The following is a 20,948-nucleotide window of genomic DNA, read 5'->3' as shown; positions in this document are numbered from 1 at the left end:
CCATCGGCCGGCCCCCGCGGGGCCGGCCCCACGAACGAGCCCCGGCGCTCTCCCCCCCCTGCGCCGGGGCTCCCCCTTTTCTCCCGTTGCGTCCTGCGCCGGTTCAGGTGGTCTCCGAGCCCACCGCCCGGCCTATCCGCGCCCCCAGCTCCCGCAGCAGCTCGATCAGTTCCGGCGGCTCGTGCACCTCGAAGTCGCAGCCGAGCAGCATCAGCCGCAGCGCCTGCCAGTCGAGGCTCGCGTCGTGGGTCCGCAGCAGGCAGCTGTGCTCGTCGAGCGGGGTCAGGCCGAACGACTTCGGCAGCCGCCCCGCCAACGCGTCGGCGGACTCGTGCAGCGTCACCACGGCCCCGACGCCCTGACGCACCCCCGCCAGCGACCGGGCGACGAACGCGGCGGCGTCGGCGGCGGGCAGCTCGCGCGGCGCGAACCGGGCGCCCGTCGCCCGCGGCTCCCGCAGCCGGTCGACGCGGAAGGTGCGCCAGTCCGTACGGTCGGTGTCGTACGCGACGAGGTACCAGCGGCGCCCGGTGCACACCAGCCGGTACGGCTCGACGTGCCGCTTCGTCTCGGCCCCGTCGCCCGCCCGGTAGCCGAACCGCAGCCGCTCCTGGTTGATCGCGGCGGCGGCCATGACGGTCAGGGCGTGCGGGTCGGCCGCCGCCCCGCTGTCGTGGACGAGCGGGACCGTCGCCGCCTGGAGGTTGCCGACCCGGTGGCGCAGCCGGGCGGGCAGCACCTGTTCCAGCTTGGCCAGGGCCCGTACGGACGCCTCCTCGATGCCTTCGACGGCATGGCTCGCGCCCGTACGCAGCCCCACCGCGATGGCCACCGCCTCCTCGTCGTCGAGGACGAGGGGCGGCATGGCGGCCCCGGCGACCAGCCGGTAACCCAGCTCGCGCAGCCGGTCGATGTCGCGGCGGATGGTGCGCACGCTGACCCGGAGCCGTTCGGCGAGCTCGCTGCCCGGCCACTCCCGCGGCGTCTGGAGCAGCGAGAGCAGGTTGAGCAGGCGGCCAGGGGTGTCGGTCATGACGCCCAGCATGCCCGGCAATGGGGACAGGGGGTGTCCTAGGCGGTGCTGGGGCGGTGGCCAGGGCCGGTGGCCGAGTGGTCGGGTGGCCGGGTGGCCGTGGCCGGGTCAGTGGATGATGCCGGCCTCCGTCGCGTCGGATATCCAGGAGGAGAACTCCCGTGTCAGCCGGTGGTACAGGTCGGCGTCCGACAGCGAGTGCGGGTCCGCGCCGGCGGCGAAGAAGCCCGCGTTGTCGATGACGCGCTTGTCGGGTACGGGCAGGTCGTCCAGGCGGCGCAGGAAGTCGAACTGCTTGTCGTCGGGGTTCCCGAACGCGACGAACTGCCAGAAGATCGGCAGCTTGGCGGCCGTGCACAGGACGTGTTCGGCGGCGGCGCGGGAGGTGGGGCCGCCGTCGGTCTGGAAGATGACGAACGCGGGGTCCGCGGCGCCGGATTCGGCGTAGTGGTCGATGACGGCCTGCATGGCCAGGTGGTAGTTGGTGCGGCCCATGTGCCCGTAGCCGTCGTGCAGCGCGTTGACGCGCCCTTCGTAGTCGCTCAGGCCGAGTTCGGCGACGCCGTCGACCTCGGTGGAGAAGAACACCACCGGTACGGTGCCGTCGTCGTCGAGGTTCGCGGACAGGCCCAGCGCGCGTTCCGCGAGGTGCTGGACGCTGCCGTCCTTGTAGTAACCGCGCATGCTGCCGGAGCGGTCCAGGACCAGATAGACCGCGGCCCGCCGGCCCGCCATCCCGGCCTTCTCCAGGGAGACGCGGGCGGACTTGTAGAGATCGACCAGCCGGGGCGCCGCGGACTCGACCTTCGTCAGGTCGATCGCCGGGGCGGGATCGGCACGGCGCTTGGTGTAGTCGATCGTGGGCGCGGTGGGGCGCTCGGTGTAGTCGATGGTCATGAGACTCCCCTTGGGCATGCTGCGGACGGATCACCCGCTGCGGGCACGTTACGTCCAACTGGAGCGGCCTGTGGGGGCGGTGGGACGTACGGCAGGTGCGGCTGCCGGGCGAGGTCGTACGTACGGCTGGCGCGGCTGCCGGGGCCAGCCGTGCGTGCGACCGGTGCGGCTGCCGCCGGGTGCGGGGGGTCGCCTGGCGCGGGCTCAAGGCGCAGGGCGCGGCTGACCGCGGCCCGGCCGCAGGGCGAGGCCGGATGCTGCCGATTCCGGTCCCCTGGGCCCCTCCCGAAAGTCCTGGGGCTGGTGTTAACTGGCGATATGTTCGCCGCTGACGCGCTTCCTCAGCAGATCGGCCTGGCCGTGCTGCTCGCCGCCATCGTCTTCCTGGTGGTGGGGCTGGTCCGCAACGCCCGGCGGGGCACCGCTTCGCCGCTGCCCTGGGCGAGCCCGCAACCGCCCGCCGAGGCGCCTGGAGCCGAACCGTCGGCACTCGCCACGCCCGCGACACCCGCGGCATCGGCGATGCCCGCGACGCCGCATCCGATGGAGAGCGTGGAGCTGACGCCCGCCGAACGCGAGGCGTTCGCCGGGCTCGTACGCCAGTGGAAGACTCCCTTCCGCCGCTGACCACCCGCGCCGCTGACCGTGGCGTTCACCGACCCCGGAGCCCCGGGCCGCCTGTCCGACAGGTGGCCCGGGGCTCGTCGCGTTCCGCCGCCACCCTGTTGTCCTCCCGCCGCGTTCTCGCTCGCCGACGACCGGATTTGACGAGTTCGATCTACGTCAGCATCATTCCACTAACAGGTTAGTGAAACGACGTTGGCGTAGTGATGCGGCGGCGTGGCGTCGTAGCAGCGTAGTGACGTAGTGCGGCACGAGAGGCGAGGCGGGACATATGGAGACGATCGCCTTCCGCATCGACCGGCACAGCGGCGTCGCCGCCTATCAGCAACTCGTCCAGCAGGTACGGCAGGCGCTGCGGCTGGGCACGCTGGAACCCGGCGACCGGCTGCCCACGGCCAAGGACGTGGTCGCCGCCCTCGCGATCAACCCGCACACCGTGCTCAAGGCGTACCGCGAACTGGAACGCGAGGGCCTCGTCGAACCCCGGCCCGGCCGGGGCACGTTCATCAGACGCTCGCTCTCCCGCCCCGAGGCCGCGGCCGACGCCCCGCTCAGCACGGAACTCGCCGACTGGACCGCTCGGGCCCGCGAGGCCGGACTCGACCGCGACGACATCGCCGCGATGACCGAGGCCGCCCTGGACGAGAGCTACGGACCGCGCCCGCTCCCGCCCGTGCCCGTACTCCTGGCAGGCGCGAGAACCACCCCGAACCCGGCGTCTTTGGAGGAAGACACGTGACCGATCCGACCGCCCCCATGGCGCTGCGGGCGACGAGGCTCGGCCGGAGATTCCGGAACGGCTGGGCGCTGCGCGACTGCGAGTTCGAGCTGCCCGCGGGCCGTATCACCGCCCTGGTCGGCCCCAACGGGGCAGGCAAGTCCACCCTGCTCCACCTGGCGACCGACCTGCTCCGGCCGACCGCCGGCGAACTGCGGATCTTCGGCGCGGCCCCCGGCACCGCCGAGGCCCGCGACCGCACGGCCTTCCTCGCCCAGGACAAGCCGCTCTACCCGCGCTTCACCGTCGCCGACACGCTCCGCTTCGGCCGCGAGTTCAACCGCACCTGGGACCAGGCGACCGCCGAACGCATCGTCCGCGCGGGCGGCATCGGCCTCTCCACCCAGGTCGGCACCCTCTCCCAGGGCCAGTGCACCCGCATCGCCCTGGCCCTCGCCCTCGGCAAGCGGCCCGAGCTGCTGCTGCTCGATGAGCCGCTCGCCGACCTGGACCCGCTCGTACGCCACGAGGTCATGGGCCTGCTGATGGTCGAGGCCGCCGAGCGCGGCATCACCGTCGTCATGTCCTCGCACGTCCTCTCCGAACTGGAGAACGTCTGCGACCACGTGCTGCTCCTCAAACACGGCGGCGTCCGGCTCGCGGGCGACGCCCAGGCACTGCGCGACTCCCACGCCCTGATCACCGGCCGCGCCCACGAGGGCGCGGACGACGGGCTGCCGCCCGAGGTGGACCGGGCCACGGTCGTCGAGACCGCCCTCACCGGCCGGCAGGTGACGGCCCTGGTCCGGGAGCCCGACCTCGTCGACCGGCGGTGGGTCACCGAAACCCCCTCCCTGGAAGACCTGCTGCTCGGCTACCTCCGCGCCGAAGCCTGGCCCGCGCCCCGCACCGCCCCCGGCGACCCGGCCGAGGAGGCGGCATGAGGGGAGCCCACTGGCTCGCCTGGCGTCAGCAGCGCACCCTGATCCTCACCGCGGCCCTCGTCCTGCTCGCCTGCGCGGCGTATGTCTGGTTCCGGCGCACGGAGATGCTGGCGTTCATCGACGAGCGCCACATCACCATCTGCAAAGGCTGGAACGGCGGCTGCGGCTCCCAGGCCACCGAGCGGCTGCTGCGCGACAACAGCGACCCCATCCGCGCGCTCGCCACGCTGAGCATCGCCTTCCCCGTGCTCATCGGAGCCTTCTGGGGCGCGCCCCTGATCGGCCGTGAACTGGAGAGCGGCACCTTCAAACTCGCGCTCACCCAGGGCATCAACCCCCTTCGCTGGTTCGCCGCCCGCTTCGGCCTCGCCGCCCTGTGCTCGGTCATCGGCTCCGCCGTCCTCGCGGCGCTCGTCGCCTGGTGGTGGTCGCCGATCTCCAACATGCTCGACGGCCCGTACTGGTACGACGGCTACATCTTCAACGCCACCGGCCCCGCCGCCATCGCCTGCGCCCTCTTCGGCCTCGCGGCCGGCACCGCCGCCGGCCTGCTGACGCGCCGCACGCTGCCCGCCATGGGGGTGGCCCTGGCCGCGGTCGCCGTGGTGCGCCTCGCACTGACCTTCGTCCGCCGGGACTGGCTGTCGCCCACGGCCCGGGTCACCCCCGGCATCGTCCCGAAGATCCCGGTCGGCAGCGCCTGGTCCACGGGGCAGTTCGGCTACATCAAACCGTCCGGCGCGGAGGAAGGGGTCATGAACTGCGCCACCTCCGGAGCCGAACTGAAGCAGTGCATGGCCGAACACGGCTATGTGGCCCGCTTCCACAAGGTGCACCCCAGCAGTGACTTCTGGCCCCTCCAGTGGATCGAGACGGCCGTCCTGCTGAGCCTGGCGGCGGCGCTGATCGCCCTCACCGTCCACCGGCTCCGCGCCCGACACATGTAATCCGCCGCCCCTAAATCCGCCCCCGAACGATCCATACCCCCTTCCCGCATCTCTCCGCCCCGTTTCCCACCGTTCCCCACCGTCCCCCTACGGAGGTCCGACCCGTGGCGTCTTCGAAAGCCATGCTCAAGAACCGCACGAGCCTGACGCACAAGGTGCGTTACGCGGTGAGCAACCCGGCCCGCATCGCCCCCTACCTCAAGCGCACCGCCCGCGACAGCTGGCTCCGCGTCAAGCACCCCAACCACGTCGACTACTACCGCGCGGTCATGGCCTCCGACACCGGCCGCAACCCCGAGGCCGCCGTCGGCAGCCAGACCCACGACCGGTGGCTGGCGCTGGGCAAGATGCAGTTCGACTACCTCAGCGAGCACGGACTGACCCCGGGCCACCGCATGCTCGACATCGGCTGCGGCAACCTCCGCGCGGGCTGGCGCTTCATCGACTTCCTCGACTCGGGCCACTACTACGGCATCGACATCTCCCCCGACATCCTCATATCCGCCAAGCAGACCCTCACCACGTACGGGCTCCAGGGCAAGCTCCCGCACCTGACCATCACCCAGAACCTGACGCTGGACTTCCTCCCCGACGACCACTTCGACGTCGTCCACGCGCACAGCGTCTTCTCCCACTCGCCGATCTCCGTCATCGACGAGTGCTTCGCCCACGTGGGCCGCATCCTCGCCCCCGGCGGCTTCTTCGACTTCACCTTCGACCGCACCGAAGGCGCCGAGCACCAGGTACTGCGCGAGGACTTCTACTACCGCACCGAAACGCTCATCGCCCTGGCCGAGAAGCACGGACTCCGCGGCCGCTTCATGGACGACTGGGAAACCCGCAAGCACGGCCAGTCGAAGATCCGGGTCGACCAGCCCAAGTGACGGTCGAGCGCTGACGGGCCCGGATACGGAGCGCCCTCCTCAGGACCCGTACAACTCCTGGTAGGAGGGGAAGCGTCCACCAGGCCCGTCCACGCTCTCCGCCGCGAGCGCCGCCTTCGCCACCGAACGCGTCAGGACGTCCGCGCCCGCCGCGAGGATGTCGTTGAGCGCGCCCGCCTCCAGATGGACGCCGAACGCCGGATCGGTGCCCTCCGGCAGCAGCGGCCGCTCGCCCGTCGCCAGGGCGAAGACCGTGTCCCCGTCGGACAGCAGATGTACGGGCCGTACCGCGCGCGCGAGCCCGTCATGGGCGGTGCCCGCGAGCTTCTGGGCCTGGGCGCGGGTCAGGACGGCGTCGGTGGCGACGACGGCGAGGGTGGTGTTGAGCGGCGGGTGCACGGACGCCGCCGAACGCCGCGCCGACTCCTCCTTCGCCTCGGCCAGCGCGCGGTGCGCGGCGGCCAGCCGCTCCTCGGGCGGGTAGGCGACATGGCCGTCGTAGAGCTGCGCGTACAACACCCCCGTCAGCGGATCGACCAGCGAACCGGCCGCGTTGGCCACCGCCAGCGCGGCCACCGTCACCCCCGACGGCAGCACCGTGCTCGCCGACCCGACGCCGCCTTTGAGCCCACCGGCCACCGCACCCGTGCCCGCGCCGACGCACCCCTGGGCGACGGGCGCGCCCAGCTCCGTACGGGCCGCCGCCTCGACGGCCTCCCGCCCGAACCCGGCGTCCGGCCGGGCCCGCCAGTCGCCGCCGCGCCCCAGATCGAAGAGGGCGGCGGCCGGAACGACCGGCACCACCTGCGCCGGGTCCGGGCCGACCCGGAAGCCGCGGCCCTGCTCCTCCAGCCAGGCCGCCACCCCGGACGCGGCGTCCAGCCCGAAGGCACTGCCACCGCTCAGCACGATCGCCTCGACGCGCTGGACGAGATTGCGCGGATCGAGCGCGTCGGTCTCCCGGGTCCCCGGCCCGCCGCCGCGTACGTCCACGGCGGCCACGGCCCCGCCCTCGGGGGCGAGCACCACCGTGCTGCCGGTCAGCCATCCGTCGCCGGTCCGCTGCGCGTGCCCGACCCGCAGGCCGCGCACATCCGTGAGGGCAGCCGTCAGAGCGTCAGTCATGGCAGCCATCCGTATCACGCGGGCCCCGCCCGCCGTAGTGGGCGAAGGGCAGAATGTCCTTACTCGGCCAGGGCCGGATTCCGCTCGTTGAGCAGCAGCCCGACCGCCACCGTCAGCGCGCACACCACACCCGCCAGCAGCACCGCCGCCGCCCCCGCGAAGGTGCACAGGAGGACCAGCAGCGCCGCCACGGGCAGTACGAGCTGCTGGGCGAAAGTGACCTTGTAGTGGCGGGAGTGCAGCAGCCAGACCGTGATCATGAAGATCGCGGCGGGCACCGTCACCGCGGCGGACGCGGCCGCCGTCGAGATGTGCGCCTTGCCCACCGCCTCCTCCACCGCGACCTCGATGCCCGCGCCGATCGCCGCCGCCGACCCGAAGACGAAGAAGTGGCCGTAGCCCCAGGGGAGTGCTTCGCGGTTGGTGTTCAGATGGCTGTGGATGGGCACGGCGAAGTAGATCCACCAGGCCGCGAAGACGATGAGCAGCCCACCGACCGCGATGGGCAGCAGCTCGCCGAGCGCGTCGTTCTCGTCGACGGCCGACTGCACGGCGATCGTTCCGGCCGAGATCGTCTCGCCGAGGACGATGATGGTGAACAGGCCGTACCGCTCGGCGATGTGGTGCGGGTGCCAGGCCGTCCGATGGCGCCGCTCGGCGACGACCGGCACCGCCAGCTCGCCCACGACCAGCACCAGGAACAGCCACTTCTTCCACTCGTCGGGCGCGAACAGCAGCGCCACCCAACCGACTTGACAGATCGTCAGCCCCGTCGCGTAGAGCCGCGCGGTGCGCCGTGACTCCCCGGTCTCCGAGTGCGCCGCCCGCAGCCACTGCGAGGTGAGCGCCAGCCGCATCGCGATATAGCCGATGACGGCGACCGTCCAGTCGTTGTCGTCGAAGGCGCGCGGCACCCCGGCGGCATAGACCTGCACGCCCGCCATCTGCACCAGGGTCAGCACCCGGTACGGGACGTCGTCGCAGTCGTAGGCGGAGGCGAACCAGGAGAAGTTCATCCAGGCCCACCAGATGCCGAAGAAGACGAAGAGGTACGCCACGACCCCCGTCCCCGTGTGCCCCTCGGCGAGAGCGTGCACCAGCCGGGTACCCGCCTGGGCCACCGCGACCACGAAACAGAGGTCGAAGAGCAGCTCCAGATTGGTGGCGGCGCGGTGCTCCTCGTCGCGGCTGCGCGCCGTCATGCGCCGGAGAAGGCCGGAGGCGTGGCCGACCGGCGACGCCGGCCGGGTGGGCGGACCGTCGCGTGTGGGGGAGTGTTCGCTCATCGGATGCGGCCCTCGTGAGTCGTACGGCGGGGACAGGCGGCTCGTGCCGCGGAATCAGCCTGTCATGCACATCCGCTGTATCCCGTGACCCGGGCGCGCCGCACCGTGACCCGGGCGCGTCAGGCGCGCGCCGTGCTCCTCGCGCCAGCCGAGTCAGCCGCGCCAGCCGAGTCAGCCGCGTCAGACGCCCGCCGCCGTACGCGGGGCCCGGCCGTACCCTGGAACCATGAGTACCGCCCCCGCCCCCGAACCGCGCGATCCGAATCCCGCCCTGGTCTTCGACGACCCGCTGGCGCAGCAGTCCTCGGACGATACGGACCAGGGGTGGGGCGAGCGGACTCCGGCCGGCAGCGGCGACAGCGCCGCCGACCTGGCCCGCTTCCTCGACGAGAAGCCGCCCCACCATCTGTGAGGCCGTAGAGGCCGTAGAGGCCGTAGAGGCCGTAGAAGCTTGTGAGCTCCCAGCCGCCGCCCCGCCGGGCGGCGGCTGCACTGCTTCCGCGGCACCCGCTAGTTCTGCGAGCTCTGCGAGTTCTGTGACGTAGACGTAGACGTATGCGTCTTCTGCGGCGCGATGTGCTCCGCGGCGGAGCCGTTGCGCTGCGCGATGAGGGCGTCCCGGATCTCCGTCAGCAGCTCTACCTCGGTCGCCTCCAGCGGCGTGTCGTCCACCGGCTTCTTGGCGTCCTGCCGCGCCTTCCACTTGTTCATCGGAAGGATCATGAGGAAGTAGACGACGCCCGCCGTGATCAGGAAGGTGATCGCGGCGCTGATCACCGAGCCCCACAGGATGTACACGCCGTCCGTGTACTCGCCGCCCTTCTTCACGCAGGTGGTGAGGCAGGTCGAGTACTGATCCAGATTCTGGGTGCCGAAAGCGCCGATGATCGGGTTGATAACGCCCTTGACCACGGCATTGACGATGTTGGTGAACGCTGCCCCGACGACGACGGCGACCGCGAGTTCGATCACGTTGCCGCGCATCAGGAATTCCTTGAAGCCGCCAAGGACTCCTGTCTTGTTCTCGCTCACCGAGCAGCCTCTCTTTGCACGCGTCATTTCCGGAACAATCCGCTCCGCAACATAGGACAGGGTGAGGGAGGGCTGTCCACTCGGGCAACTCGAAGCGGTTACCCGACAGCGCATGCGTACGGATACGCGCGGTGTTCCTGCTATACGCGCTATCTGCCGCGCGGTCCGCGATGGCGGCCGTGATGCCGTGCGCGGCGGCGTCGAGCGCGATGCCCTGGCCGGTCACGACGTCACCGCCCCGCCGCGTCGGACGGCACGCAGGAGCCCGCCGCCCCGGCGCCCGGGTCGAGGCCGGTGACCGCCAGCGCGGCGACGGAAGCCGCCATCGCCAGCCCGGCGGCCACGGCCCGCCGCCGGCGCCGCAGAGCCCGCCGCAGCCGATGGCCGCCGCGCCCCATTCGCACCGGGGCGAAGGCGGGCACCGCGCACGGCGGGGGAGTGGAAGGGAAAGTGAGCGACGAGGCGAACGACATGGCAACCACCGCCTGACCTGGGGAACTGATCCCGAACACGCACCACGATGACGTGTTCCGCCGAATTCCGCTCAGGCCTGTGGACTACTGGCCGGTTGTGGAAAACCTCACCACTCGCCCGGGTGTTACGGCAGCCGAATTCCAGGTTCCAGACCGTCGAGCGACGTCGCGCACAGGCAGTCGCGCTCCTCGGTCGCCGGCAGCGCGCTCACGGCGTCGAAGAGCACCTCGCGCAGCCGCCCCACGTTCTTCCCGAAGACCCGCAGTACTTCCTCGTGCGAGACGCCCTCGCCCGTCTCGGCCCCCGCGTCCAGGTCCGTGACCAGCGTCAGCGAGGTGTAGCAGAGCTCCAGCTCGCGGGCGAGCACGGCCTCGGGGTGCCCGGTCATGCCGACCACCGACCAGCCCTGCCCCGCGTACCAGCGCGATTCGGCCCGGGTGGAGAAGCGGGGCCCCTCGATCACGCAGAGCGTGCCGCCGTCCACCGGCTCCCAGCTCCGGCCGCGCGCCGCGGCGATGGCCGCCTGCCGCCCGGCGGGGCAGTACGGGTCGGCGAAGGAGAGGTGCACGACGTTCGGCGCGGTGCCGTCGGCCAGCGGCTCGCCGTCGTAATAGGTCTGGGTTCGCGCCTGCGTGCGGTCCACGAGCTGGTCCGGTATGAGCAGCGTTCCCGGCCCGTACTCCGGGCGCAGCCCGCCCACCGCGCACGGACCGAGCACCTGGCGCGCGCCGACGGAACGCAGGGCCCACAGGTTGGCGCGGTAGTTGATGCGGTGCGGCGGCAAATGGTGCTCGCGCCCGTGCCGTGGCAGGAAGGCCACCTTCCGGCCCGCGATGTCGCCGAGGAAGAGCGAGTCGCTCGGCGGTCCGTAGGGGGTTTCGACCGTGATCTCGGTCACGTCGTCCAGGAAGGAGTAGAAGCCCGACCCGCCGATGACCCCGATTTCTGCGTTCGCCATGGCGATCACAGTAGCCGGAGCCGGGCACGCCGAGGGCCCCGTCGGGGGAAACCGACGGGGCCCTGGGGAGATTCGAACGCGGGCGTCAGGCCGCGGAACTGCTCGTCGAGCCGCTCGACGACTTCGACGCGGAAGACCCCGACGACGAGGAGGACGAGTCCGAGGACGAAGAAGAGGAAGCGGAGGAGCCGCTGTCACTCTTGCCCGAGGAGTCCGCGGAGCCGGACGACGCGCCCGCCTTCGCCGGGGTGCTGCTGGACGACGAGCCGCGGCTGTCGTTCCGGTAGAAGCCGGATCCCTTGAAGACGATGCCGACCGCCGAGAACACCTTCTTCAGGCGTCCCTCGCAGTTCGGGCACACGGTAAGGGCGTCGTCGGTGAATTTCTGCACCGCCTCAAGGCCCTCGCCGCACTCGGTGCACTGGTACTGATAGGTCGGCACTTGCTCCTCCTGGCACTCTCACTCGATGAGTGCTAACGACGCTCCATAGTGCAGTATTCCGGCCGTTCAGTCCACTGAGACGGCCTCGCGGTGACCCACCCCACGTTCCGACCCGGCGACGACGCGCGCCGCGGAGTCCTTCGGCGCCAGGTGCCGGCGCAGTGCGAACAACACCAGAACCGCCAGCCCCGTGCCCCCCAGAGGCACCAGGAATCCGGCCTTGGAACCGCCCGCGTCCACGAGCTGGCCGCCGACCGTCGCCGCCAGCGCCTGCCCCAGCGCCACCGCGCCGGTCAGCCAGGTGAACGCCTCGGTACGGGCGGTCGCCGGAACCAGGGACTCCACCAGGGTGTAGCCGGTGATCAGCGCGGGCGCGATGCACAACCCGGCCAGCAGCCCGAACCCGCCGAGCAGCGGCGCCGAGTGCAGCGCCCACAGCGGGGACGTCGCCAGCACCAGCAGCGGATAGGCCGTCAGCAGCCGCCGCTGCGGGGTGACCTTCCAGGCGATGGCGCCGCAGACCACCCCCGCGATCATGTTGCCGGCCGCGAACGTCCCGTACAGCAGGCCGTTGATGCCCGGCTGCCCGATCTCCTGCGTGAACGCGGTCAGCGAGACCTGCATGCCGCCGAAGACCGACCCGATACCGAGGAAGATGATCACGAGCACCCGCACGCCCGGCACGGAGAGCGCCGACACGTGGCCCTCCGCCTCGCCGGAGCCGCGCCGGTTGGGCGCGGGCTGGGTGCGCCGCTGGAAGGCGAAGAGCAGCCCGCCGACCAGCGTCAGGGACGCCTCCGCGACGAGCCCGGCGGCCGGGTGCAGCCCGGTGCACAGCGCCGTCGCCAGCACCGGCCCGATCACGAAGGTGAACTCGTCGGTGACCGACTCGAAGGCCGCGGCCGTCGGCATCAGGGGCGAGCCGTCCAGCTTCGCCGCCCACCGGGCCCGCACCATGGGGCCTATCTGCGGTACGGACGCGCCGGCCGGCACGGCGGCGACGTACAGCGCCCACAGGGGTGCGCCGAGCAGCGCCAGCGCCGTCAGCAGGGCGATCGCCGACGCGTGCACGACCACTCCGGGCAGCAGCACCGCCCGCTGCCCGAAGCGGTCCGCGAGCTTGCCGCTCTGCGGGGCGAACAGCGCCATGGCGACGCCCGCGGTGGCGGACACGGTGCCCGCCAGGAAGTACGAGCCGTTGGTGTGCTCGACCAGCAGCAGGATGCCGATGGTGAGCATCGCGAACGGCTGCCGGGCCAGGAACCCGGGCAGCAGGAACGTCCAGGCGCCGCGGGTGCGCAGCAGCTGTCCGTATCCGGGACGGGGCGGTGGACCTGTGTCAGGCCGCTCCGGGGAGCGGTCGGTGACCGTGGATGCCACGGTCCGGGCCTTTCTGCCGCCTGGTAGCGCGCCGCACACGGAGGGGTCTCCACGGAGCGCGCCGAGAGCTGTCCTCTCGCGCGGGACCGTGGTAGATGCCGGTTCGGCCGCCTTGTGGTGCGCGGCCGCGGCCGCCGTGCGGTCGCGCCAGCCCTGCTTCAGGCAGAGTTGGGTTGGTTATTGCCGTTTCATGTTACCCATGGCTTTCCCGGGTGGCTCTCCGGACGGCTCTGTGCCCGGTTTCGCCGCTGATGCGCCTCCCGGTCCGGTCGGTTCGTCCCCTGACACTGTCGCTTTGCCTCCCGGTCCGGTCGGTTTGCCCTCCGGCGCTTTCACCTTGTCCCCTGCTCCGGGCGGCTTCCCGGCGGGGCGCGTCGATTTGCCTCCCGAGGCGGGCGGTCTGCCTCCCGAAGCGGGCGGCCTGCCTCCCGAAGGCGGCGCCTTGCCGCCCGTTCCGGATGGCTTTCCGGCCGCTCCCGACGGCTTCCGCGCCGCGTTCCCCGCGAGGCCGCGGCCCGGTCCGCCCGTGGTGCCGAGCCAGCCGGCCAGCTTGCCGCCCTCGCCGACGGCCCGCAGCCGCAGCTCGGCCTTGTCCCGTACCGGGTCGGTGGCCACGACCAGCAGTTCGTCGCCGCGCCGCAGCACCGTCGAGGGCAGCGGCACGAAGCTGGTGCCGTCCCGTACGACCAGGGTGACCGCGGCTCCGGCGGGCAGCCGCAGCTCGGCGACCTCCACGCCGTGCATCCGGGAGTTCTCCGGGATGGTCATCGACAGCAGATGGCCGCGCAGCCGTTCCAGCGGCGCGGACTCGATGCCCAGGTCCTTGGCCTCGTCGTCGCGGAGTTTCAGGTGCCGGGCGAGCCAGGGCAGCGTCGGCCCCTGCACCAAGGTGTAGATGATCACCAGGATGAAGACGATGTTGAACATCCGGCGGCTGTCGGGGACCCCCGCCACCATGGGGATGGTGGCGAGCACGATGGGCACCGCACCGCGCAGCCCGGCCCAGGAGAGCAGTGCTTTCTCCGGCCAGGGTGTACGGAACGGCGTCGTGCTCAGGAACACCGACACGGGTCGTGCCACCATCGTCAGCACCAGCCCCACCACCACCGCGGGCAGGATGTCGTCGCCCAGTTCGTGCGGGGTGACGAGCAGGCCGAGCAGGACGAACATGCCGATCTGCGCTATCCAGCCGAGCCCCTCGGCGAAGCCGCGGGTGGCGGGCGAGTGCGGCAGTTTGGCGTTGCCGAGGACCAGCGCCGCGAGATAGACGGCGAGGAAGCCGGAGCCGTGCGCGAGCGCGCCGCCCGCGTAGGCGGTGAACGCGATGGCCATGACCGCGATCGGATAGAGGCCGGAGGCGGGCAGCGCCACGTGCCGCAGGCCGTACGCGCCGAGCCAGCCGACCGCGAGGCCGATGGCCGCGCCGATGGCGAGTTCCAGGGCGATATGGCCGATCAGCACGTACCAGTGCTCGACCGGTCCGGCCGCGGAGAACGCCACGACCAGGATCACCACGGGCGCGTCGTTGAAGCCGGACTCGGCCTCCAGCACACCGGTGAGACGGGAGGGGAGCGGGACGTTCCGCAGGACGGAGAAGACGGCCGCCGCGTCGGTGGAGGACACGACCGCGCCGATGATCAGCGCCTGCCGCCACTCCATGCCGGCCAGGTAGTGGGCCGCGGTCGCGGTGACGCCGACGCTGATCGCGACGCCGAGGGTGGAGAGCACGGCGGCGGCCGGCAGCGCGGGCTTGATCTGCTTCCACTTCGTGCCGAGACCGCCCTCGGCGAGGATCACCACGAGGGCCGCGTAGCCGATGACCTGGGTCAGACCGACGTCATTGAAGACGACGCCGATGCCGTCCTGGCCTATCGCGACGCCGATGCCCAGATAGATGAGCAGGCTGGGGAGCCCGCTGCGGGATGAGACCCGGACCGCTGCCACGGCTGAGAGCAGCACGAGGGAGCAGATCAGCAGGAGTTCGTTGAGGTGGTTGACAGTCAGGGGCCGGACCTTTCTCGTGCTTTTCACGCCATATCGGCCGGAACTACTCCCCGGACGACCGGTAACTTCATTGCCTTACCTAATATTTTACGGGTTCTTAACGCCTGCTCGTCGCTGCGGCGGCTCGAAGAGGGGTGCCGCACGCGGTAAAGGGGCGCTTCGCGCGCGGAGATGAGGCATCGAAGAAGGGCGCCGAGAAGATGAAGAAGACGCCCTGCGGCGACTCCGCGTAGGGACGTGACAGGGGGTGCGCCTATGGTTGCTCCAGCACTCCAGGACCACCCTGCCCCCTCGAAGGACAGCGATGCCCGCCAACAAGACCGGCGCTTCCGCCAAGGAGACCGGCCCGAAGTCCGGCAAGAAGAAGGGCCGACGCGCCCGTCTGCTCGTGATCACCCTCGTGCTGCTGCTCGTGGCGGGCGTCGGCTATGGCGCGTACTGGGGTGTCGACACCGTGCGCGCCTCCTTCCCGAAGACCTCGGGCACCCTTCAGCTCAAGGGGCTGTCCGGGCAGGTACAGGTCAAGCGGGACGACAAGGGCATCCCGCAGATCTACGCCGACAACGCCGACGACCTCTTCCGGGCGCAGGGCTTCGTGCAGGCCCAGGACCGGTTCTGGGAGATGGACGTCCGCCGCCATATGACGTCCGGCCGGCTCTCGGAGATGTTCGGCGAGGGCCAGGTGAAGACGGACGCCTTCCTGCGGACCATGGGCTGGCGACAGGTCGCGCAGAAGGAGTACGACACCAAGCTCTCGGCGGACACCAAGAAGAACCTCCAGGCGTACTCCGACGGTGTCAACGCCTACCTCAAGGACCACAAGGGCAAGGCGCTGTCCGCCGAATACGCCGCCCTGGGCTTCCAGAACGACTACAAGCCCCAGAAGTGGGACCCGGTCGACTCCGTGGCCTGGCTCAAGGCCATGGCCTGGGACCTGCGCGGCAACATGCAGGACGAGATCGACCGCTCGCTCGCCTCGACGCGGCTGTCGGCCAAGCAGATCGAGCAGCTCTACCCGGCATACCCGTACGGCCGCAACAAGCCGATCGTCGAGGGCGGCGCGGTCAACTCCCTCACCAAGCAGTTCGACCCCAAGGCGACGCCCGGCTCCGGCTCCACCTCCTCGACCAACGGTGTGCAGGGGAGCGGCAAGGGCGCGACCCATGGGCTGCACAACGGCCTGAACACGCTCTCCGCGAAGATCAGCTCCGTCCCCGCGCTGCTCGGTCCGAGCGGCAACGGCATCGGCTCCAACTCCTGGGTCGTCTCCGGCAAGTACACGACCACCGGCAAGCCGCTGCTCGCCAACGACCCGCACCTCGCGCCGCAGATGCCGTCCCTCTGGTACCAGATGGGCCTGCACTGCAACAAGGTCAGCGCGGCCTGCCCGTACGACGTGGCCGGGTACACCTTCTCCGGCATGCCCGGCGTCGTCATCGGCCACAACCAGGACATCGCCTGGGGCATGACCAACCTGGGCGCGGACGTCTCCGACCTCTACCTGGAGAAGGTCACCGCCGACACGTACCTCTTCGACGGCAAGCAGAAGCCCTTCACCACCCGCAAGGAGACCATCAAGGTCGCGGGCGGCAGGGACCGCGTCATCACGGTCCGTACGACCAACAACGGGCCGATCGTCTCCGACCGTGACGACGAACTCGTCAAGGTCGGCCAGAACGCGCCCGTCAAGGACCCCGCGCCGGACCGCGCCGACGGCTACGCGATGGCGCTGCGCTGGACCGCCCTGAACCCCGGCAAGTCCATGGACGCCGTCTTCGAGCTGAACCGGGCCACGGACTTCGACTCGTTCCGCAAGGCGGCACGCGACTTCCAGGTGCCCTCGCAGAACCTCATCTACGCCGACACCAAGGGCAACATCGGCTACCAGGCCCCGGGGCAGATCCCGGTCCGCGGCGAGGGCGGCAGCAAGAACGACGGCCGTCTTCCGGCGCCCGGCTGGGACCCCGCCTACCAGTGGAAGGGGTACATCCCGCAGGCCGAGCTGCCCTGGGAGAAGAACCCCAAGTCCGGCTACATCGTCACCGCCAACCAGGCGGTCGTCGACAAGGACAAGTATCCGTACCCGCTGACCGACGACTGGGGCTACGGCGCGCGCAGCCAGCGCATCAACGACCTCATCCAGTCGAAGATCAAGGACGGCGGCAAGATCTCGACGGACGACATGCAGAAGATGCAGATGGACAGCAGCAGCGAGATCGCCAAGCTGCTGACGCCCTATCTGCTCAACATCGACCTCGGCTCGCTGCACCTGAAGGCCAAGGAGACGCAGTACATCCGCGACGCGCAGAAGCTCCTGGAGGGCTGGGACTACACCCAGGAGCCCGACTCGGCCGCCGCCGCGTACTTCAACGCCGTCTGGCGCAACACCCTCAAGCTCGCCTTCGGCAACAAGCTGCCCAAGGAGCTGCGGGTCGAGGGCCAGTGCCTGCGCGTGAAGCCCACCAACGACTCCGGGCCGTCCGAGGACCTCAACGGCAACACCAGGCTCGTCACCGAATGCGGCCAGCGCGAACCCGACCAGGCGCAGCCCGACGGCGGCGACCGCTGGTTCGAGGTGGTCCGCGACATCATCAAGAAGCCCGGCAGCGAGTGGTGGAAGACCAGCGGCACCCGCACCAACCCGGGCGCCCGCAACCGCGACGACCTGCTGGCCCACGCCATGAAGGACGCCCGCTGGGAGCTGACCTCCAAGCTCGGCAAGGACGTCAACTCCTGGAGCTGGGGCCGGCTGCACCAGCTGACGCTGAAGAACCAGACGCTCGGCAAGGAAGGCCCCGGATTCGTCCAGTTCCTGCTGAACCGCGGCCCCTGGAACCTCGGCGGCGGCGAGGCGGCGGTCGACGCCAGCGGCTGGAACGCGGCAGGCGGCTACGACGTCGTATGGGTGCCGTCGATGCGGATGGTCGTCAACCTCGCGGATCTCGACAAGTCCCGCTGGATCAACCTCACCGGCGCCTCCGGACACGCCTACAACGCGCACTACTACGACCAGACGGACATGTGGGCCAGGGGCGAACTGCTCCCCTGGGCCTACAGTCCCGACGCCGTGAAGAAGGCCACCAAGGACGAGCTGGTCCTCAAGCCTTAGCGGCCGTCCCTTAGCGGCCCGCGGGGGAGTAAACCTCCAAGCCGGGCCCTAACGGCCGGCGGCCGCGAAACGGCGGACGGCCGACGGCGTCACCGCCGCGTGCACGAGGTGGTCGTGCGGTTCCTCCGGGACCCGCGCGACCACCTCGTCGTCGTAGAGGAGCACCACCAGCGCCGGATCGGCGCCCGCCCGTGCCAGCCGGGCGAGCACCCGGTCGTACGAGCCGCCGCCGCGTCCGAGCCGCATGCCGCGCCCGTCCACCGCGAGGCCCGGCAGCAGCACCGCGTCGGCCCCGGTGACCGCGCCGGGCCCCAGCCGCCCGCCGGCGGGCTCCAGCAGCCCCCGGCCGGCCCGTACGAGCCCGTCCGCGCCCGTGTACTCCGCCCAGTCCAGGTCGTTGTCCGGAAGCAGTACGGGCAGCAGTACGCGGACGCCCCGCGCGCGCAGCGCGTCCAGCAGCGGGCGGGTCCCCGGCTCGCGTCCCACCGACACATACGCGGCGACGGTGCGCGCCTCCGCGAGCTCCGGCAGGTCCAGGGCGCGCCGCGCCAGCGCCTCGCCCGCCCCCGTCACGTCACCGGCGGTCAACCCGGCCCTCACCGCCAGGAGGGCCTGTCGCAACTCGGCTTTGTTACCTTCATATTTGGTCACTGTGCACACAATTCCGCTCTCTCAGTTCATATTCACCGGACCATCATCTTCCCCTCAATGCCAGCCGATATGGTTCGCCCCATGACTTCCTCGCACTCAAGGATCACCAAGGCTGTCATCCCGGCCGCAGGCCTCGGAACCCGCTTTCTTCCGGCCACCAAAGCCACCCCCAAGGAAATGCTGCCGGTCGTGGACAAGCCGGCGATCCAGTACGTGGTGGAAGAGGCGGTAACCGCCGGCCTGTCCGACGTCCTCATGGTGACCGGGCGCAATAAGCGCCCCCTGGAAGACCACTTCGACCGCAATTACGAGCTCGAAGAAGCCCTTCGCCGCAAAGGCGACGAGTCGCGACTCGCCCGCGTACAGGAATCCAGCGACCTGGCGACCATGCACTACGTCCGCCAGGGCGACCCCCGCGGCCTCGGACACGCCGTGCTGTGCGCCGCGCCGCACGTCGGCAGCGAGCCCTTCGCCGTGCTCCTCGGCGACGACCTCATCGACGCCCGCGACCCGCTGCTCGCCCGGATGATCGAGGTGCGCGAGCAGCACGGCGGCAGCGTCATCGCCCTCATGGAGGTCGACCCCGCCCAGATCCACCTCTACGGCTGCGCCGCCGTGAAGCCGGGCGGCGAGGAGGACGTCGTCCAGGTCACCGGCCTGGTGGAGAAGCCCGCCGCCGCCGACGCCCCCAGCAACTACGCCGTCATCGGCCGCTACGTCCTCGACCCGGCCGTCTTCGACGTGCTCCGCAAGACCGAGCCGGGCCGCGGCGGTGAGATCCAGCTCACCGACGCCCTCCAGGACCTCGCCGCCTACCCCGACCTCGGCGGCCCGGTGCACGGCGTGGTCTTCAAGGGCCGCCGCTATGACACCGGGGACCGTGGTGACTATCTGCGTGCCATTGTCAGACTGGCATGCGAACGTGAAGACCTGGGGCCGGACTTCCGGACCTGGCTCCGCAGTTACGTCACCGAGGAGATGTAGCACTTTGACCAGCACCGCCGACAAGGCCGCCGAGCAGGGCAGTGACCGGGGCAGCGAGCAGGGCGGGGGCCGCGCGCGGCCCGACGCCCCGGCCGCCCCGGACCGGGTCTGGTCGGTGGACGAACACCTCGCGGACATCCTCGCCAGGATCCGCCCGCTGGAGCCGATCGAGCTGCAACTGCTGGACGCCCAGGGCTGCGTCCTCGTCGAGGACGTCACCGTCCCCGCCGCCCTGCCGCCCTTCGACAACAGCTCGATGGACGGCTACGCCGTGCGGGTCGCCGATGTCGCGGGGGCGAGCGAGGAGTTCCCGGCGGTGCTGACCGTGGTCGGCGACATCGCCGCGGGCAGCGGCGACCTCCCGGAGATCGGCCCCGGCGAGGCCGCCCGCATCATGACCGGCGCCCCGCTGCCGCCCGGCGCCGAGACCGTCGTCCCCGTCGAGTGGACCGACGGCGGCACGGGCGGCGGCCCCGCCGACACGATGACCGCGCACAGCGCCGCCCCCGGCGGCGCGGCGGGCGAGGTCCGGGTGCACCGCCCGGCCGAGGCCCGCGCCCATGTCCGCGCCCGCGGCAGCGACGTCGCGGCAGGCGACCTCGCCCTGTGCGCCGGCACGGTCCTCGGCCCCGCCCAGATCGGCCTGCTCGCCGCGATCGGCCGGGCAGCCGTGAAGGTCCGCCCGTGCCCCCGGGTGGTCGTCATGTCGACCGGCAGCGAACTGATCCAGCCCGGCGAGCAGTTGGCCCCCGGCCAGATCCACGACTCCAACAGCTTCATGCTCACCGCCTGCGTCCGCGACGCCGGGGCCATCGCCTACCGGGTCGGCGCCGTGGCCGACGACGCCGAGACGCTCCGCTCCACCATCGAGGACCAGCTGATCCGCGCCGACGCCATCGTCACCAGCGGCGGCGTCAGCGTCGGCGCGTACGACGTCGTCAAGGAGACCCTCGCCGGGCTCGGCGGCGACGAGGGCAGCGTCGACTTCCGCAAGCTCGCCATGCAGCCCGGGAAGCCCCAGGGCTTCGGCTTCATCGGCGACGGCCACGGCGGGTCCGCTCGTACCCCGCTGCTCGCCCTGCCGGGCAACCCGGTCAGCTCGTACGTCTCCTTCGAGCTCTTCGTGCGCCCCGCGATCCGTGCCCTGATGGGCCTCGAACCGGTGGACCGCACGACCGTGCGGGCGGTGTGCGTGGACGGCGTGGACGCCTCCCCGAAGGGAAGGCGCCAATTCCTGCGCGGCCGCTACAACGCCGAGGCGGGCGCGGTGACCACCGTCGGCGGCTCCAGCTCCCACCTGGTCAAGGGGCTGGCCGACGCCGACGCCCTGATCGTCGTCCCCGAGGACACCACCTCAGTCGAGCCGGGCGCCGAGGTCGACGTGGTCCTCCTCGACTGACCGACGGCCGCGGCCGGTACGGTATCTGCCCAAAAGGACCGGACCGGGAGAACGATG

20 protein-coding genes are annotated in these 20,948 nt (G+C 71.2%); 9 read left to right on the top strand and 11 right to left on the bottom strand.

Translation table 11 applies throughout. The features are described from left to right. Positions 1-103: 103 nt before the first annotated feature. Both AB0I22_RS15635 and AB0I22_RS15630 read right to left on the bottom strand, forming a co-directional pair. Positions 104-1,033 (bottom strand): YafY family protein, encoded by a 930-nt coding sequence (locus tag AB0I22_RS15635; protein WP_363131285.1) that lies wholly within the window; start codon positions 1,031-1,033, stop codon positions 104-106. 108 nt (positions 1,034-1,141) lie between these two features. Next, positions 1,142-1,930, bottom strand: a complete 789-nt coding sequence (locus tag AB0I22_RS15630; protein WP_363131284.1) for a VWA domain-containing protein — start codon at positions 1,928-1,930, stop codon at positions 1,142-1,144. Between the two features lie 318 nt (positions 1,931-2,248). On the opposite strand from AB0I22_RS15630, the gene AB0I22_RS15625 reads away from it, so the two are divergent. The 5 genes from AB0I22_RS15625 (at position 2,249) to AB0I22_RS15605 (ending at position 6,047) form a co-directional block, all read left to right on the top strand. After that, positions 2,249-2,557 carry a hypothetical protein gene (locus tag AB0I22_RS15625; protein ID WP_363131283.1) on the top strand — a complete coding sequence of 103 codons (309 nt, stop codon included), beginning with the start codon at positions 2,249-2,251 and terminating at the stop codon, positions 2,555-2,557. 268 nt (positions 2,558-2,825) lie between these two features. Beyond that, complete coding sequence (locus AB0I22_RS15620) at positions 2,826-3,293, top strand: GntR family transcriptional regulator (protein ID WP_363131282.1); 468 nt, start codon at positions 2,826-2,828, stop codon at positions 3,291-3,293. Between the two features lie 17 nt (positions 3,294-3,310). Beyond that, the gene (locus tag AB0I22_RS15615; protein WP_363131331.1) at positions 3,311-4,216 is read left to right on the top strand and encodes an ABC transporter ATP-binding protein; all 906 of its coding nucleotides are present in this window, start codon (positions 3,311-3,313) and stop codon (positions 4,214-4,216) included. Continuing rightward, positions 4,213-5,163, top strand: coding sequence for a transporter (locus tag AB0I22_RS15610; protein ID WP_363131281.1), 951 nt, complete (start codon positions 4,213-4,215; stop codon positions 5,161-5,163). The genes AB0I22_RS15615 and AB0I22_RS15610 overlap by 4 nt, the downstream gene beginning before the upstream one ends. A gap of 122 nt (positions 5,164-5,285) precedes the next feature. Beyond that, positions 5,286-6,047 (top strand): class I SAM-dependent methyltransferase, encoded by a 762-nt coding sequence (locus tag AB0I22_RS15605; RefSeq protein ID WP_363131330.1) that lies wholly within the window; start codon positions 5,286-5,288, stop codon positions 6,045-6,047. A gap of 39 nt (positions 6,048-6,086) precedes the next feature. Here the strand turns inward: AB0I22_RS15605 and AB0I22_RS15600 are convergent, their stop codons facing one another. After that, entirely contained in the window at positions 6,087-7,172 is a 1,086-nt protein-coding gene (locus tag AB0I22_RS15600; protein WP_363131280.1) for a P1 family peptidase, read from the bottom strand. Between the two features lie 59 nt (positions 7,173-7,231). After that, positions 7,232-8,374: a low temperature requirement protein A gene (locus AB0I22_RS15595; RefSeq protein ID WP_363131278.1), complete on the bottom strand. Its 1,143-nt coding sequence runs from the start codon at positions 8,372-8,374 to the stop codon at positions 7,232-7,234. 310 nt (positions 8,375-8,684) lie between these two features. Here AB0I22_RS15595 and AB0I22_RS15590 point away from each other — a divergent pair, with 310 nt between their 5' ends. Further along, entirely contained in the window at positions 8,685-8,870 is a 186-nt protein-coding gene (locus AB0I22_RS15590; RefSeq protein ID WP_363131277.1) for a hypothetical protein, read from the top strand. A 98-nt stretch (positions 8,871-8,968) separates the two neighbouring features. Here the strand turns inward: AB0I22_RS15590 and mscL are convergent, their stop codons facing one another. The 6 genes from mscL to AB0I22_RS15560 all read right to left on the bottom strand — a co-directional run bounded on the left by mscL (position 8,969) and on the right by AB0I22_RS15560 (position 14,688). Next, positions 8,969-9,490 carry a large conductance mechanosensitive channel protein MscL gene (gene mscL / locus AB0I22_RS15585; protein WP_363131276.1) on the bottom strand — a complete coding sequence of 174 codons (522 nt, stop codon included), beginning with the start codon at positions 9,488-9,490 and terminating at the stop codon, positions 8,969-8,971. 230 nt (positions 9,491-9,720) lie between these two features. Next, positions 9,721-9,963: a hypothetical protein gene (locus AB0I22_RS15580; protein ID WP_363131275.1), complete on the bottom strand. Its 243-nt coding sequence runs from the start codon at positions 9,961-9,963 to the stop codon at positions 9,721-9,723. A gap of 125 nt (positions 9,964-10,088) precedes the next feature. Then, a complete protein-coding gene (locus AB0I22_RS15575) occupies positions 10,089-10,922 on the bottom strand; it encodes an S-methyl-5'-thioadenosine phosphorylase (protein ID WP_363131274.1) in 834 nt (277 codons plus the stop codon). A gap of 85 nt (positions 10,923-11,007) precedes the next feature. Beyond that, positions 11,008-11,364, bottom strand: a complete 357-nt coding sequence (locus AB0I22_RS15570) for an FmdB family zinc ribbon protein (RefSeq protein WP_363131273.1) — start codon at positions 11,362-11,364, stop codon at positions 11,008-11,010. A 66-nt stretch (positions 11,365-11,430) separates the two neighbouring features. Next, entirely contained in the window at positions 11,431-12,744 is a 1,314-nt protein-coding gene (locus AB0I22_RS15565) for an MFS transporter (protein ID WP_363131272.1), read from the bottom strand. A 177-nt stretch (positions 12,745-12,921) separates the two neighbouring features. Beyond that, positions 12,922-14,688 (bottom strand): potassium/proton antiporter, encoded by a 1,767-nt coding sequence (locus tag AB0I22_RS15560; RefSeq protein WP_363131329.1) that lies wholly within the window; start codon positions 14,686-14,688, stop codon positions 12,922-12,924. Between the two features lie 364 nt (positions 14,689-15,052). On the opposite strand from AB0I22_RS15560, the gene AB0I22_RS15555 reads away from it, so the two are divergent. Next, on the top strand, positions 15,053-17,857 hold the full coding sequence (locus AB0I22_RS15555; RefSeq protein WP_363131271.1) for a penicillin acylase family protein: 2,805 nt from the start codon (positions 15,053-15,055) through the stop codon (positions 17,855-17,857). 48 nt (positions 17,858-17,905) lie between these two features. On the opposite strand, the gene AB0I22_RS15550 is transcribed toward AB0I22_RS15555, so the two are convergent. Beyond that, positions 17,906-18,508, bottom strand: a complete 603-nt coding sequence (locus AB0I22_RS15550; protein ID WP_363131270.1) for a 5-formyltetrahydrofolate cyclo-ligase — start codon at positions 18,506-18,508, stop codon at positions 17,906-17,908. Positions 18,509-18,589: 81 nt separating this feature from the next. On the opposite strand from AB0I22_RS15550, the gene galU reads away from it, so the two are divergent. Then, entirely contained in the window at positions 18,590-19,492 is a 903-nt protein-coding gene (galU, locus tag AB0I22_RS15545; protein ID WP_363131269.1) for a UTP--glucose-1-phosphate uridylyltransferase GalU, read from the top strand. 115 nt (positions 19,493-19,607) lie between these two features. Continuing rightward, positions 19,608-20,891, top strand: coding sequence for a gephyrin-like molybdotransferase Glp (glp, locus tag AB0I22_RS15540; protein ID WP_363131328.1), 1,284 nt, complete (start codon positions 19,608-19,610; stop codon positions 20,889-20,891). The last annotated feature ends 57 nt before the right edge of the window (positions 20,892-20,948 follow it).

Source organism: Streptomyces sp. NPDC050610 (assembly GCF_040654875.1).
Taxonomy (GTDB): Bacteria; Actinomycetota; Actinomycetes; order Streptomycetales; family Streptomycetaceae; genus Streptomyces.
This window is presented reverse-complemented; position numbering and strand designations above follow the sequence as displayed.

Coding starts and splice junctions, on each gene's coding strand:
- galU (WP_363131269.1), top strand. CDS start 18,590: ATGACTTCCTCGCACTCAAGGATCACCAAGGCTGTCATCCCGGCCGCA.
- AB0I22_RS15575 (WP_363131274.1), bottom strand. CDS start 10,922: ATGGCGAACGCAGAAATCGGGGTCATCGGCGGGTCGGGCTTCTACTCC.
- AB0I22_RS15555 (WP_363131271.1), top strand. CDS start 15,053: ATGCCCGCCAACAAGACCGGCGCTTCCGCCAAGGAGACCGGCCCGAAG.
- AB0I22_RS15590 (WP_363131277.1), top strand. CDS start 8,685: ATGAGTACCGCCCCCGCCCCCGAACCGCGCGATCCGAATCCCGCCCTG.
- AB0I22_RS15620 (WP_363131282.1), top strand. CDS start 2,826: ATGGAGACGATCGCCTTCCGCATCGACCGGCACAGCGGCGTCGCCGCC.
- AB0I22_RS15615 (WP_363131331.1), top strand. CDS start 3,311: ATGGCGCTGCGGGCGACGAGGCTCGGCCGGAGATTCCGGAACGGCTGG.
- AB0I22_RS15635 (WP_363131285.1), bottom strand. CDS start 1,033: ATGACCGACACCCCTGGCCGCCTGCTCAACCTGCTCTCGCTGCTCCAG.
- AB0I22_RS15595 (WP_363131278.1), bottom strand. CDS start 8,374: ATGACGGCGCGCAGCCGCGACGAGGAGCACCGCGCCGCCACCAATCTG.
- AB0I22_RS15630 (WP_363131284.1), bottom strand. CDS start 1,930: ATGACCATCGACTACACCGAGCGCCCCACCGCGCCCACGATCGACTAC.
- AB0I22_RS15605 (WP_363131330.1), top strand. CDS start 5,286: ATGCTCAAGAACCGCACGAGCCTGACGCACAAGGTGCGTTACGCGGTG.
- AB0I22_RS15625 (WP_363131283.1), top strand. CDS start 2,249: ATGTTCGCCGCTGACGCGCTTCCTCAGCAGATCGGCCTGGCCGTGCTG.
- AB0I22_RS15610 (WP_363131281.1), top strand. CDS start 4,213: ATGAGGGGAGCCCACTGGCTCGCCTGGCGTCAGCAGCGCACCCTGATC.
- AB0I22_RS15600 (WP_363131280.1), bottom strand. CDS start 7,172: ATGACTGACGCTCTGACGGCTGCCCTCACGGATGTGCGCGGCCTGCGG.
- AB0I22_RS15580 (WP_363131275.1), bottom strand. CDS start 9,963: ATGTCGTTCGCCTCGTCGCTCACTTTCCCTTCCACTCCCCCGCCGTGC.